This is a genomic window from Arthrobacter gengyunqii, assembly GCF_023022985.1.
GTDB lineage: Bacteria > Actinomycetota > Actinomycetes > Actinomycetales > Micrococcaceae > Arthrobacter_B > Arthrobacter_B gengyunqii.
Genome location: NZ_CP095461.1, coordinates 3081825 through 3094887, shown reverse-complemented (window position 1 = coordinate 3094887; position 13063 = coordinate 3081825). Strand labels below are relative to the sequence as shown.

The 13063-nt window shown below is 66.1% G+C and carries 14 protein-coding genes; 11 read left to right on the top strand and 3 right to left on the bottom strand.

Annotation, left to right across the window (positions count from 1 at the left end; translation table 11 throughout):
* The first annotated feature begins 9 nt into the window (after positions 1–9).
* From MUG94_RS14230 to MUG94_RS14205, 6 genes are read left to right on the top strand one after another with little or no spacing between them, the layout of a single operon-like run.
* Positions 10–1077: a polyprenyl synthetase family protein gene (locus tag MUG94_RS14230; RefSeq protein WP_227890370.1), complete on the top strand. Its 1068-nt coding sequence runs from the start codon at positions 10–12 to the stop codon at positions 1075–1077.
* Between the two features lie 21 nt (positions 1078–1098).
* A complete protein-coding gene (locus tag MUG94_RS14225; protein ID WP_227906741.1) occupies positions 1099–1992 on the top strand; it encodes a phytoene/squalene synthase family protein in 894 nt (297 codons plus the stop codon).
* The gene (gene crtI, locus MUG94_RS14220) at positions 1989–3647 is read left to right on the top strand and encodes a phytoene desaturase family protein (RefSeq protein WP_227906739.1); all 1659 of its coding nucleotides are present in this window, start codon (positions 1989–1991) and stop codon (positions 3645–3647) included. The genes MUG94_RS14225 and crtI overlap by 4 nt, the downstream gene beginning before the upstream one ends.
* Positions 3647–3997: a lycopene cyclase domain-containing protein gene (locus MUG94_RS14215; RefSeq protein WP_227906736.1), complete on the top strand. Its 351-nt coding sequence runs from the start codon at positions 3647–3649 to the stop codon at positions 3995–3997. The genes crtI and MUG94_RS14215 overlap by 1 nt, the downstream gene beginning before the upstream one ends.
* On the top strand, positions 3994–4359 hold the full coding sequence (locus MUG94_RS14210; protein ID WP_227906734.1) for a lycopene cyclase domain-containing protein: 366 nt from the start codon (positions 3994–3996) through the stop codon (positions 4357–4359). The genes MUG94_RS14215 and MUG94_RS14210 overlap by 4 nt, the downstream gene beginning before the upstream one ends.
* Positions 4356–5243, top strand: coding sequence for a prenyltransferase (locus MUG94_RS14205; RefSeq protein ID WP_227890365.1), 888 nt, complete (start codon positions 4356–4358; stop codon positions 5241–5243). Before MUG94_RS14210 ends, MUG94_RS14205 begins: the two co-directional genes overlap by 4 nt.
* A gap of 308 nt (positions 5244–5551) precedes the next feature.
* Here the strand turns inward: MUG94_RS14205 and MUG94_RS14200 are convergent, their stop codons facing one another.
* Both MUG94_RS14200 and MUG94_RS14195 read right to left on the bottom strand, forming a co-directional pair.
* Positions 5552–7042, bottom strand: a complete 1491-nt coding sequence (locus MUG94_RS14200; RefSeq protein WP_227906732.1) for a catalase — start codon at positions 7040–7042, stop codon at positions 5552–5554.
* 32 nt (positions 7043–7074) lie between these two features.
* Positions 7075–7524 (bottom strand): Fur family transcriptional regulator, encoded by a 450-nt coding sequence (locus MUG94_RS14195; RefSeq protein WP_227890364.1) that lies wholly within the window; start codon positions 7522–7524, stop codon positions 7075–7077.
* 106 nt (positions 7525–7630) lie between these two features.
* Here MUG94_RS14195 and MUG94_RS14190 point away from each other — a divergent pair, with 106 nt between their 5' ends.
* Together MUG94_RS14190 and MUG94_RS14185 are read left to right on the top strand one after the other, a co-directional pair.
* The gene (locus tag MUG94_RS14190) at positions 7631–8386 is read left to right on the top strand and encodes an alpha/beta fold hydrolase (protein ID WP_227906730.1); all 756 of its coding nucleotides are present in this window, start codon (positions 7631–7633) and stop codon (positions 8384–8386) included.
* On the top strand, positions 8386–9087 hold the full coding sequence (locus tag MUG94_RS14185) for an esterase/lipase family protein (protein ID WP_227906729.1): 702 nt from the start codon (positions 8386–8388) through the stop codon (positions 9085–9087). The genes MUG94_RS14190 and MUG94_RS14185 overlap by 1 nt, the downstream gene beginning before the upstream one ends.
* Here the strand turns inward: MUG94_RS14185 and MUG94_RS14180 are convergent.
* Entirely contained in the window at positions 9084–9827 is a 744-nt protein-coding gene (locus tag MUG94_RS14180; RefSeq protein ID WP_227906727.1) for an MBL fold metallo-hydrolase, read from the bottom strand. The two genes, MUG94_RS14185 and MUG94_RS14180, sit on opposite strands and share 4 nt — an antisense overlap.
* 118 nt (positions 9828–9945) lie before the next feature.
* Here MUG94_RS14180 and MUG94_RS14175 point away from each other — a divergent pair, with 118 nt between their 5' ends.
* The 3 genes from MUG94_RS14175 to MUG94_RS14165 all read left to right on the top strand — a co-directional run bounded on the left by MUG94_RS14175 (position 9946) and on the right by MUG94_RS14165 (position 12922).
* The gene (locus MUG94_RS14175; RefSeq protein WP_227906724.1) at positions 9946–11217 is read left to right on the top strand and encodes an MFS transporter; all 1272 of its coding nucleotides are present in this window, start codon (positions 9946–9948) and stop codon (positions 11215–11217) included.
* A 76-nt stretch (positions 11218–11293) separates the two neighbouring features.
* Entirely contained in the window at positions 11294–12166 is an 873-nt protein-coding gene (gene htpX / locus MUG94_RS14170; protein ID WP_104101682.1) for a zinc metalloprotease HtpX, read from the top strand.
* Between the two features lie 63 nt (positions 12167–12229).
* Positions 12230–12922 carry a histidine phosphatase family protein gene (locus MUG94_RS14165; protein WP_227906723.1) on the top strand — a complete coding sequence of 231 codons (693 nt, stop codon included), beginning with the start codon at positions 12230–12232 and terminating at the stop codon, positions 12920–12922.
* Positions 12923–13063: the final 141 nt, after the last annotated feature.

Genomic DNA, 13063 nt, shown 5'->3' with positions numbered 1-13063 from the left:
CTAGGACCTATGGAGACCGAACCCCTGCTTGACCCAGCTGTCGGATATGAGCAGGTGGAGGGTGTCCTGCGTGAATTCTTCGCCCAGGCAAAGCTTCGCGCAGCCAAACTCAGTCCCAGCTACCTTAGCCTCTGGGACACTCTGGAAAAATCCACGGTCGGGGGCAAACGCGTCCGTCCCGGCATCCTGATGACTGCCTACCAGCACCTCGGTGGCACCAACACGGAAGCAGCGGCCCGCGTGGGCGCAGCCTTTGAACTGCTGCACACCGCGCTGATCATCCACGATGACGTCATCGACCTGGACTTTATGCGCCGCGGACAGGACAACGTATCAGGGACCTATCGTGCCCTGGCGCAGACGGCCGGCCAGACAGCCGAAGCAGCCCGCCACCGTGGGATGTCAGCCGGAATTATCGCAGGAGACCTGGCGCTGATCGGGGCGTTCCGGATGCTGGACACCGTGGACACCGATCCGCAGACCCGCCTTCGACTGGCGGCGATCCTGGATGACGCCGTGTTTGCCTCCGCCGCAGGCGAGCTGATCGACGTCGACTTTTCCTTTTCCCCGGGCGCACCGCAAATCCCCGAGATCCTGGACATGGAGCGGCTGAAGACGGCCGTCTACTCCTTTGAAGCACCTCTGCAGGCCGGTGCCGTGCTGGCCGGAGCGGACGACGACGCCGTCGCCACCCTGGGCGACTTTGGCCGGGACACCGGAATCGCCTATCAGCTTGTCGATGACCTGCTGGGCGTTTTCGGCAAGGAGAGCGCCACCGGGAAATCGAACCTGAGCGACCTCCGGGAAGGAAAACGCACAGTTCTGATCGCGCATGCGGCCCAGGGGGAGTCCTGGGATGAGCTGTCCCACCTCATTGGCTGCCCTGACCTTACTGCCGAAGAGGCGGACCGTGCCCGTGAACTGCTCATCAGTTCCGGCGCCCGTGACTACGCCCGTGCCCTGGCAGAGGAATACGCGGACCGCGCCCGGTCCCACTTGGACTGTCCCTCCATTCCAGCGCCGCTGCGTCAGGTGCTGGAACGCATTGTGGCCGGCGCCGTGAACCGGGGCCGCTAGGAGATGATCCGGGAAACAGGCTTGGCGCTTTACAACAGGGTGGCAGTGGAAACGGCGTCCGTGGTGATCCGTTCCTACTCCACGTCCTTTGGACTGGCATCGCGGCTGCTCCAGCCTCGGACCCGGCTGCAAATCGAGGCCATCTACGCGCTGGTGCGGCTGGCGGATGAGATCGTGGACGGCGTAGCCGCGGAAGCGGACCTTTCTCCCGGGGACGTCGGCCGCATCCTGGATGCCCTGGAATCGGAAACCCGGCAGGCCATGGCCACCGGCTACAGCGTGAACCTGGTGGTGCACTCCTTCGCCCTGACCGCCCGGACCACCGGGATCACCGAGGAACTGACCACCCCGTTCTTCCGGTCGATGCGTGCTGACCTGCTTCGCACCGAGCACACCGCCGAGTCCTTCAACGACTACGTGTACGGCTCGGCCGAGGTTATCGGCCTGATGTGCCTGTTGTGTTTCCTGCAGGGAACCGAAGTCAGCGAGGACCGGGGCAAGCGGCTGCGCGAAGGCGCCCAGCGGCTCGGCGCCGCCTTCCAGAAGGTCAACTTCCTGCGGGATCTGGCGGACGACTTCGACACGCTGGGCCGCAGCTATTTTCCGGGCGTAAGCGTTGGGTCCTTTTCCGAAGCGGACAAGCACCGCCTGCTGGATGACATCGATGCAGACCTCTTGGTCTCCGGAGCGTCCATCGCCGAACTCCCGCCTGCCGCGCGACCCGCCGTGGCGCTGGCCCAGGAACTGTTCAGCGAACTGGCACGCCGGCTGCGTGCCACACCCGCCCAGGAGCTTCGCAGCAGCCGCGTCCGGGTGCCCAACCCGGTGAAGCTGCGCATTGCAGCACAAACGCTCTACACCCACCGCCTCCGCCGCCCGGCGCTGCGCGGCACCAAGGCCGGAAGGCAGCCATGACCCGCAGGACCGCGTCCGCACCTCCCCGCACCGCCGTGGTGATCGGCGGCGGCATTACGGGCCTGGCCACAGCGGCCCTGCTGGCCAAAGAAGGCCTCCGTGTCACCGTCCTGGAGCAGCAGTCCGTTCCGGGGGGACGCACCGGGACATGGCAAAGCGCGGGCTTCAGCTTCGACACCGGCCCCTCCTGGTACCTGATGCCCGAGGTCTTCGACCATTTCTTCCGCCTCATGGGCACCACCGCCGACGAGCAGCTGGACCTGGTCCAGCTGGACCCCGGCTACCGGGTCTTCTTCGAAGGATCCGCTGAACCCGTTGACATCGCCGCCACGCGCGCCGAAAACGTGAAGCTGTTCGAATCCCTCGAATCCGGCGCCGGAGACAAGCTGGAGAAGTACCTGGATTCCGCCGTCGATGTCTATGACATGGCGAAGAAGCGTTTCCTGTATTCCACCTTCGCGTCCTTCCTGCCGCTGCTGCGCGCCGACGTGCTCAAACGCGGCCCGCGGCTCGCCCAGCTGCTGCTGCAGCCGTTGAGTTCCTTCGTGGCAGGCAAGTTTACCGACCCGCGGATCCGCCAGATCCTGGGCTATCCGGCGGTGTTCCTGGGCTCGTCCCCGTTTACCACGCCCAGCATGTACCATCTGATGAGCCGGCTGGACCTGGCGGACGGGGTGCTCTATCCGATGGGCGGTTTCACCCGGCTGATCAGCGTCATTGCCGACCTTGCCGCGGCTGAGGGCGTCACGATCCGCACGGACGCCACCGTAACGCGGATCCGCACCACGGATCCTGGGCCGGGCGGGCGGCTGAGCCGTTTCCGGCGCAGCCCCGGCGTGCGGGCGACCGGTGTCGAATACACCAACGTTTCCGGACAGGCACTGGTCCTGGACGCTGACCTGGTGGTTTCCGCCGCGGACCTGCACCACACCGAAACCGCGCTGCTGCCCCGGAACCTGCAGACCTATCCGGAGAGTTACTGGAAACACCGCATTCCCGGCCCCGGCGGCCTGCTGCTTCACCTGGGCGTCCGCGGGGAGCTGCCGTCCCTGGCACACCACACGCTGCTCTTCACCGAAGACTGGGAAGAGAACTTCGGGAAAATCTTCGGCAAGGAAACCTCGGTGCCGGATCCGGCGTCGCTCTATGTCTGCCGCCCCAGCGCAACCGACCCCGATGCCGCCCCGGACGGCTGCGAGAACCTCTTCGTCCTGGTTCCGGTGCCCTCCGATCCTTCCCTCGGCGCGGGCGGCATGGACGGCGAGGGCGATGAACGGATCGAGCGGATGGCCGACGCCGTTATCGCCCAGATCTCCCAGTGGGCGGACATCCCGGACCTCGCCGAGCGCATCACGGTCCGGAAAACCGTGGGTCCGCAGGACTTTGTGCAGGACCTGAACTCCTGGCGCGGAACGCTGCTCGGCCCGGCCCACGTGCTCAAGCAGAGTGCATTCTTCCGCGGCTCCAACGCCAGCCGCAAGGTCGACGGGCTGCTCTACGCCGGCGGCTCCACCCTGCCGGGCATCGGACTGCCGATGTGCCTGATCAGTGCTGAACTGGTGCTCAAGCGTCTGCGCGGGGACACCAGCACGGAGGAACTGCCGGTGCCGGCAGCATCCGGGCGCGGGCACAGGACTCCGGGAGGCAGCGCCTAATGGGATTCCTCTATCTGTTCCTGCTGCTGGCCTCGATCGGCTGCATGGTGCTCCTGGACCACCGGTTTCGGCTCTTCTTCTTCGCCGACGCCCGGCGCGCCGCGTGGGTGACGGGAATCGGGCTGGCATTTTTCCTGCTCTGGGACCTGGGCGGCATTGGCCTGGACATCTTTTACCGCGGTGAAACGCCCATCATGCTCGGCATCGTCCTGGCACCTCACCTGCCTGTGGAGGAAGTCTTTTTCCTTGGCTTCCTCTGTTACCTGACCATGGTTCTGTACGGCCTGGTTTCCCTGGTGCTGAACCGCGCCGGAGAGCAGCGCAGCCATCGTCAGGAGGCGAAGCGGTGACGTACTGGGCATTGAACGCAGTGTTCCTGGTTCCGGCCGCCGCAGTGCTGGGCCTCGCCCTGGCGCGGCGGAGCACGACGGCGGCGGGCGGCCGTCGAGGCATGCTGGCCGCGCTGGGCGTCACCGCCGTCGTTCTGCTGATTCTTACGGCCGTTTTCGACAACGTGATGATCGCCGCGGGACTGTTCTGGTACAACCCGGAACGCATCTCCGGCGCCTTCATCGGCAGCGCTCCGCTGGAAGACTTCGCCTACACAGTGGCGGCCGTGCTGCTGCTGCCGGCGCTGTGGATGCTGCTCGGAAAACGGAGCAAAACCGGCAAGATCCCCGACGCCCCCATCAATCACCGGGAGAAGCAGTGAGCACAACCACCCGCACGGCGGGATCGACGCTGCGAATGCTGCTGGTCTCGTCCAGGCCGCTGTCCTGGGTGAACACCGCGTATCCGTTTGCCGCCGCCTACCTCATCACCACGGGCGGCATCGACCTGGCCTGGGTGCTGGGAACGCTGTACTTCCTGATTCCGTACAACCTGGCGATGTACGGCATCAATGACGTTTTCGACTATGAATCGGACCTGCACAACCCCCGCAAGGGCGGCGTGGAGGGCGCAGTCCTGGACCGCGGCTTCCACCGGATCACCCTGTGGGCCGCCGTCGCCACCAACGTTCCGTTCCTGATTGCTCTGATCCTGCTGGGCAACCCGCTGTCCTGGCTGGTGTTGGCCGTCAGCGTGTTTGCCGTGGTTGCATACAGCGCTCCCGGGCTGCGGTTCAAGGAGCGCCCCTTCCTGGACTCCATCACATCCAGCACCCACTTCGTCTCACCCGCGGTCTACGGGCTGGTGCTGGCGGGAGCCGTGTTCACGCCGGGGCTGTGGGCGGTGCTGGGCGCATTCTTCCTGTGGGGCATGGCCAGCCAGGCGTTCGGCGCCGTGCAGGATGTGGTGCCGGACCGCGAAGGAGGCATCAGCTCCATCGCTACGGTCCTCGGCGCCAAAGCCGTGGTCCGGATTGCCGCCGCAGCCTACCTCGCGGGAGGACTGCTGATGTTGCTGACCCCTTGGCCGGCCACCCTCGGCGGACTGCTGGCGCTGCCGTACATCCTCAACCTGCTGCCCTTCCTGGGAATCTCCGATGCGGATTCGGAGCGGGCGAACGCCGGTTGGAAGCGGTTCCTGAAACTGAACTTCCTTACCGGCTTCCTCGTGACCATGCTCATCATCTGGTACTGGCCCAACCGGTAGCCCAACGCGGGCGCTGAGAGCGGGGGCCGCCGTCGTTTCCGCCACCCCGCGCACGGCGCCGCCGTCGTTTTCCTCCGTTTTGGGAAGGATCCTACGTTTTGGGAAATTCCTGCCACTGCGCAGTGGCAGGGATTTCCCAAACCGGAGGGATTGCCCCGAACCGGAGCAAAATCCAACGCAGCAAAACCCAACGCAGCAGAACCCATCCTGCCCGTCCCGTCGCAAAGACAAAAGCGGCCGGTCCCCCGAAGGGACCGGCCGTTCTTGTGTTCCGGCGGTTAGACCGGGAGGTTCAGGACTGACCGAAGTTACTCGGCAACGCCCACGAACTCAGCCTTCTCGATCGGCGTGGTTTCACCGGAGGCGAGGTTCAGGCGCAGCTTCTCGCCCAGGGTCGCGTCAACGTTGGTCCAGTACTGGATCGCAGCTTCGCGGATGTGCGGGCGCTGAACGCCGGAGACGGCACCGGTGATCGTTTCCAGGAAACGCTCCTTGGCGGCGTCGTCGAACACCTCGCGGTACAGCGTGCCGGCCTGGCCGAAGTCGCTGTCCTCGGAGTGCAGGGTGGCGGCGGCGCGGACCAGCGAGCCGTCGCTCTCCCAGGAGCCCTCGCCGGCACGTGCGGCATCGGCTACGGGGCCGCCCAGGGTGTTGGGCGCGTAGACCGGGGTCTCCGGGGAGTTGTAAGAGAAGCGCAGGGCGCCGTCCTGCGAGTAGTTGTTGACCGGAGCCTTCGGCGCGTTCACCGGCAGCTGGTTGTAGTTGGCGCCGATGCGGTAACGCTGTGCATCCGGGTAGGAGAAGATGCGGGCCATCAGCATCTTGTCCGGGCTGGCGTCGATGCCGGGAACCAGGTTCGCGGGGGACAGAGCAACCTGCTCGATCTGCGCGAAGAAGTTCTCCGGGTTGCGGTTCAGGGTGTGGGTACCCACTTTGATCAGCGGGTAGTCCGCGTGCGGCCAGACCTTGGTCAGGTCGAACGGGTTGAACCGGTACGTCTTGGCATCTTCGTACGGCATGACCTGGACGTGCAGGTCCCAGGACGGGAAGTTGCCTTCGGCGATGGCCTCGTACAGGTCGCGGCGGTAGAAGTCGGCGTCGGCGCCGGCAATCTTCTCTGCCTCGGCACCGTTGATCTCGTGGTTGCCCTGGTTGGACGTGAAGTGGTACTTCACCCAGAAGCGCTCACCGGCGGCGTTGATCCACTGGTAGGTGTGCGAGCCGAAGCCGGGCATTTCGCGCCACGACGTCGGGATGCCGCGGTCACCCATCAGGTACGTGACCTGGTGTGCGGACTCGGGGGAGTTGGTCCAGAAATCCCACTGCATGTCAGCGTCACGCAGGCCGGAACCCGGCAGGCGCTTCTGCGAGTGGATGAAGTCGGGGAACTTGATGCCGTCGCGGATGAAGAACACCGGGGTGTTGTTGCCCACGATGTCGTAGTTACCCTCGGAGGTGTAGAAACGCATCGCGAAGCCGCGGACGTCGCGCCAGGTGTCGGGGGAGCCCTGCTCGCCGGCCACCGAGGAGAAGCGCTGGACGGTTTCCGTCACGGTGCCCGGCTGGAAGACAGCCGCACGCGTGTACTTGGAAACATCTTCGGTGACAACGAACTCACCGAATGCGCCGCCACCCTTGGCGTGCACGATGCGCTCCGGGATGCGCTCGCGGTTGAACTGGGCCAGCTTCTCGACCAGGTAACGGTCGTGCAGCGCGATGGCTCCGTTGGGGCCGGCGCTCAGCGAGTTGGCATCGCTGCCAACCGGGGTGCCGGTCTGGGTGGTGGTGAAATTGGACATGCTCTCTCTTTCTTAAGGGTGTTCAGATGACGTCAGGAAGCTTGGTCAGCGCAGTCTGCGCAGAGCCCCCGGTAGAGCACATCCGCAATTTGGATGGTCATTCCGTGGGTGTTCTCCGGCGTCAGGCAAGGCGCGTGCCCCACCGCGCAGTCCACGTCCTCGATCCGCCCGCAGCCGGTGCAGATCGCGTGGTGATGGTTGTCATCCACACGGGTCTCGTACCGGGCGGGGGAGTGCGGCGGCTCGATCTTCCGCAGCAGCCCGGTCTCGGTCAGGTCCGCCAGGACCACATAGACCGACTGCAGGCTGATGTCCGGAAGCTCCCCGCGTACCGCGGCGGCGACGTCGTCGGCCACAGCATGAGGGTGATGTTCGACGGCGGTGAGGACCGCCAGCCGCTGCTTAGTGACCCGACGACCGTGGGTGCGCAGCGCTTCGGACCACCGTGCGGTGGTCTCTGCGGTGGCTGCTGTCGATGTCATGCCCACTAGCTAACCACTTATTATGAATAATTCATAATAAGACTCGAGCCTGCCCACTAGTGTGGTCTCAGGAGTTCGGACCGACGTTCAATAACAGGGGAATCCTTTGACAGGCACCAAGGCACAGCCAACCCATAAGCGCGTGCGGGTGGGAGAGTACGACGTCGACATCCGCACCTACGGGTCCGGGGCCGGCCACATTGTGCTGGTGCACGGGCTGGGAGCCTCCGGGCGCTATTTTTCCCGGCTGGTGGACGAACTGGCGAAGGATTCCACGGTACATACGCTGGAAATGCCGGGTTTCGGCTCCGCATCCACACCGCACCACGGCCTGGATATGGCCGGCTTTGCCAAGATCAGCTGCGATGCCCTGCGGGCCGCCGGGATCGGTCCCGCTCAGTGGGTTGGCCATTCCATGGGCTGCCAGGTGGTGACGGAAATGGCGCTGTGCGCGCCGGACCTGGTGACCTCCGTGGTGCTGATGGGGCCCACGACCAACAGCGGGGAACGCCATGCCGTGCTGCAGGGCCTGCGGTTGGCCCAGGACTGCCTGCGGGAACCTCCGGTGATCAACTGGATTCTGCTCACCGACTACCTGCGGGCCGGTCCCCGCTGGTATCTGCGCACCATGCCGAAGATGGTGCGGCACCGGCTCGAGGAGCGCATCGGCAGGGTCCAGGCTCCGGTGACCCTCGTCCGCGGCGCCAAGGACCCCATTGTTCCCGCCCGCTGGCTGCGCGAACTGGCCGCCGCGCGCCCCGGTGCGGTTGCCGTGGAGCTGCCCGGGCAGCCGCATGTGTGCATGTACACCGAGCCGGCGCAGACCGCAGCGTTGTTGCGAAGCGCGGCACACGGGCAGTGATGCCGCAGCGGATGCGCCGCTGGGCGACGCTGGCCAGGGCCTGGGCAGCCGACTACGCCTATGTGGGGTTTTGGCAGGTGAACGGGTTCCTGTTCCGCAAGGATCCGTCCGAGTACCTGGTACCGGAGGCCGGTGCGGCGGGACGCCCGGTGGTCCTGATTCCCGGGGTGTACGAGAACTGGCAGTTCCTGCGCCCGCTGGCGGAGGCACTGTCTTCCTGGGGACATCCGGTTCACACCGTGGCGCCGCTGGGCTTCAACCGGGGCCGGATCGACCGCATGGCGGAACTGGTCCAGCAGTATCTCGTGGACGAGGACCTTGGCGATGTCATTGTTGTGGCCCACAGCAAAGGCGGGCTCATCGGAAAGCAGCTGATGCTGCTGCCGGAAGGCGGCCGGCGGGTGGACCACATGGTCGCCGTCAACACACCCTTTTCGGGCTCCGTCTACGCGAGCTTTTTCTTGGTTCCGTCCATCCGGGCCTTTTCGCCGCGCGACAAGCTGCTGCTCAAGCTCCAGGGCAGCAGCGACGTCAACGCGCGCATCACCTCGGTGTACAGCCGCTTTGACCCCCACATCCCCGGCGGCAGTTCCGTGCCCGGGGCGCGGAATATCCAGCTGGAAACGATGGGGCACTTTCGGCCCATCGGCGATCCCCGGCTGCTGGCAGTGCTGAAACAGGAAGTCGAGCGCGAACCTTAGGACGCCCCGCGCGCCAGCGCCTGCTCGACGGCGGCTCCGGCCCCGCCGGTCCAGGGCTCTCCGTGGCCGGTCAGCAGCGTGCCGGCTCCGGTCGCGGCCAGCAGTTCCAGGGACTCCAGCGCCTCCGGGCTGTTGGCAGTGGCCGCTCCGGAAACGATCTGCGGTCCCTTGGTCCCGGTATACGGGTTGAGCGTGACCAGTGAATCCCCGCAGATCAGCACGTCCCGGTCCGGATAGTGCAGGGCCACGTGTCCGGCCGTGTGCCCGGGCGTGTGAATGATGCGCGGTGTTCCTGGCAGGCCGGCGCCCGTGCCTTCGCTGAGGCTGTGCACATCGGTGACGCCCCGGACGTTCAGCGCTCCGGCCAGCGTCATCGCACCCAGGTAGGGAATCGAAGCAGGGTAGCGGACGGGATAGAGGAACCGGTTGTTCTCATGCTCGTACCGGTAGGGATGGGCGGCAATGTAGCGGTCGTCGTCGTGCACCAGGATGGGTGTCCGGAACTCCCGCCGTATCCGGGCGGCGGAGCCCACATGGTCGAAATGCGCGTGGGTCAGCACCAGCGCGGTTACGGACCCGGGGCCGTAACCCAGATCGCGGACGGCGCGGGACAGCTCCGGCCACATGCCGGGCAGGCCGGCGTCGATGATGGCCAACCCGCCGTCATCCTCCACCAGGTAAGTGTTGACGTAGGCATGTTCGATGCGGTGGATTCCCTCTGCGACGTTCCAAGTAAACACGTGATCTCCTAATCTGCCGGCGGCTTGTCCTCCATCGTAAGGGTGCTGTCTATCGGTGCCGGAAACCCGCCGGAGGCGCCTGTGAGAGGAGCCGGGAAGTCCGGCTTAGACTGCTCGGGTGCCAAAACTCCTCGCCGACCTGACCCCGCTGCGTGAAAGTCCGGATTTCCGCCGGCTCTGGACCGGCACGGCGCTTTCCGCCGTCGGCACCCAGCTGACGCTGGTCGCCGTCAGCCTGGAGGTCTACTCCCTGACGGAGTCGAGTTTCTACGTGGGTCTGCTCGGGTTGGTGGGTCTGGTTCCGCTGGTGCTGGCCGGTCTCTACGGAGGTTCCGTGGTGGACGCGTACGACCGCCGGAAAGTAGCCCTTTTCTCCTCCGTCCTGCTGTGGCTGTCCACTATCGGCATTGCCGCCCAAGCCTGGGCGGGACTGGGCAACATTTGGCTGCTGTACGCCCTGGTGGCGGTCAATGCGGGGGCCGGCGGCTTGAACCATCCGGCACGCAGCGCCATCATTCCGCGGCTTGTGCGGCCCGAACTGCTGCCGGCCGCCAACGCCCTGAGCATGATCACCTTCGGCCTGGCCATGACCATCGGCCCCTTGTTGGCCGGTGTCCTGGTTGCCCGGGTGGGCTACGGCTGGACCTACACCATCGACGTCGTTACCTTCACCGCGGCGATGTGGGCGGTGTACCGGCTGGATCCGATGCCGCCCATCGGCGAGGTGCAAAAGGCCGGGCTGAAATCGGTGCTGGAGGGCTTCCGTTTCCTGGCCACCCGGCCCAACATCCGCATGACCTTCCTGGTGGACCTTGCCGCCATGGTCATGGCCCAGCCACGGGCGCTGCTGCCCGCCATCGGAGCCGTGCTGCTGGGCGGGGGAGCCACAACGGTGGGGGTGCTGCTGGCGGCCACCGCCGTGGGTGCTTTCCTTGCCGGACTCTTTTCCGGGCCGCTCGGCGCGGTGCGCAGGCAGGGGCTGGCGGTGCTTTGGTCCGTGGTGGCGTGGGGTCTGTCCGTGTCCGCGTTCGGTGTGGTGGTGGTGATGGCCGGACGGAACGACGGCGCCGAGCCCACCGTGTGGCTCATCCCGGCCGCCGTCGCCATGGCCTGCGCGGGCATTGCCGACTCAGTCAGCGGAGTCTTCCGCTCCACCATCCTGCAGTCCGCGACGCCGGACGCCATGCGCGGGCGGCTGCAGGGCGTGTTCGTGGTGGTGGTGGCCGGAGGGCCGCGCCTGGGTGACCTGGTGGCCGGCGTCGATGCCTCCTTCCTGGGTGAAGGATGGGCCGCGGTTATCGGCGGTCTGGTCTGCGTGGTCCTGGTGGGAGTGCTGGCCCGGAGCCAGCCGCGTTTCGCCCGGTATGACGCCCGGCACCCCGAGCCGTAACAGGGAGCCCTAGCGGAACAGACGCGCCCCGTGAAACGTTGATACCGGTGAATCCACAGACGAAAGGACCACCTAAGTGCATCAACACTTCAACGGACTGAAGACCGCCGCGTTGTTCGGTGTGCTCTTCGCCGTGCTGCTGGGCATTGGCGCCCTGCTTTCCAGCGGAACCGGCAGCTCCTCGTTCATCTGGATCTTCCTGTTCATCGGGCTGGCCACCACCGCGTACAGCTACTGGAACAGCGACAAGCTGGCTATCCGCGCCATGCGGGCGGTGCCGGTCACCGAACAGCAGGCTCCGGCTATGTACCGCATCGTGCGGGAGCTCTCGGCCCGCGCCGGACAGCCGATGCCCAAGCTCTACATTTCACCCACCATGGCACCCAACGCGTTTGCCACCGGCCGCAACCCGCAGCATGCGGCTGTCTGCTGCACCGAGGGCATTTTGACGCTGCTCGACGAGCGCGAACTCCGCGGCGTCCTGGGCCACGAGCTCATGCACGTCTACAACCGGGACATCCTGACATCCTCGGTGGCGGCCGCCATCGCCGGCGTCATCACCTCTCTGGGGCAGTTCCTGCTGTTCTTCGGCGGCGGTGACCGCCGCAACGCCAACCCGCTGGCCATGATCGCGATGGCTATTCTGGCCCCGTTCGCCGCGTCGCTGATCCAGATGGCGATTGGCCGGACGAGGGAATACGACGCCGACGAAGACGGCGCCAAGCTCACCGACGATCCGCTGGCGCTCGCCTCCGCCCTGCGCAAGCTCGAAAGCGGAACCCAGCGTGCACCGCTGCCGAACAACGACCAGCGGCTGGTGAACACCTCGCATCTGATGATCGCCAACCCCTTCCGGAACGGCGTCCGCGGGCTGCTGGCCACCCACCCGCCCATGGCCGACCGCATCCGCCGGCTGGAAAACATGGCCGGACGTCCGCTCGGATCCTGACCGCTGCTCTCTCCGCCGGCCGGCGCCAATGCCGGCCGGCGGACGAAAGGTAGGCTCGGAGCCATGCGACTCATTCTTGTCCGCCACGGCCAGACTCCCTCCAACGAGCACCATTTCCTCGACACTGATGTCCCTGGCCCGGGGTTGACGGAGCTGGGCCTTGCCCAGGCAGCAGCGTTGCCGGAAATCCTGGGCCATGAGCCCATCGACGGCATCTTTGCCTCCAACCTGGTCCGCACCCAGTTAACCGCCGCGCCCCTGGCGGCCGCACTGGGTCTTCCGGTCAGCATTCGCGACGGGCTGCGCGAAATCTCAGCGGGCAGTCTGGAAATGCGCAATGACCGCGACGCCATCATTGCCTACCTCAAAACTGTTTACCGCTGGGTCAAGGGGGACTTGGGCGTGCACATGCCGGGTGGGCCGGACGGCCACGAAACGTTTGCGCGGTTTGATTCCGTGATCGACGAATTGCACGCAGCAGGGCTGAAAAACCCTGTGGTGGTCAGCCACGGCGCCATGATCCGCGCGTGGTGCACGGCCCGGGCCAAAAACTTGGAGCCTGACTTCATCGTGGAGAACGCGCTGAGCAATACCGGGGTTGCGGTAATGGAATCGGCCGATGCCGATGCCGATGCCCCCGGTCACGGCACGCAAGGTTCGTGGAACCTGCTCACCTGGATGGGCGGGGCGGTGGGCGGCCGCGCACTGCGCGACTACGGCGAGGACGGTCCCTCCGGGGAGGACGTCAAGCTCTAGGCGTGATCCGGGGGTGCGGGGATCCCCGCAGACAGCGACGGCGCCGCACCCCGGAAGGGGAGCGGCGCCGTCGTCATACCTTCGCTCACCGGCTGTCAGATACCGGCTGAACCGCGGATGTGGGCCAGGCGGAAGGCCTAG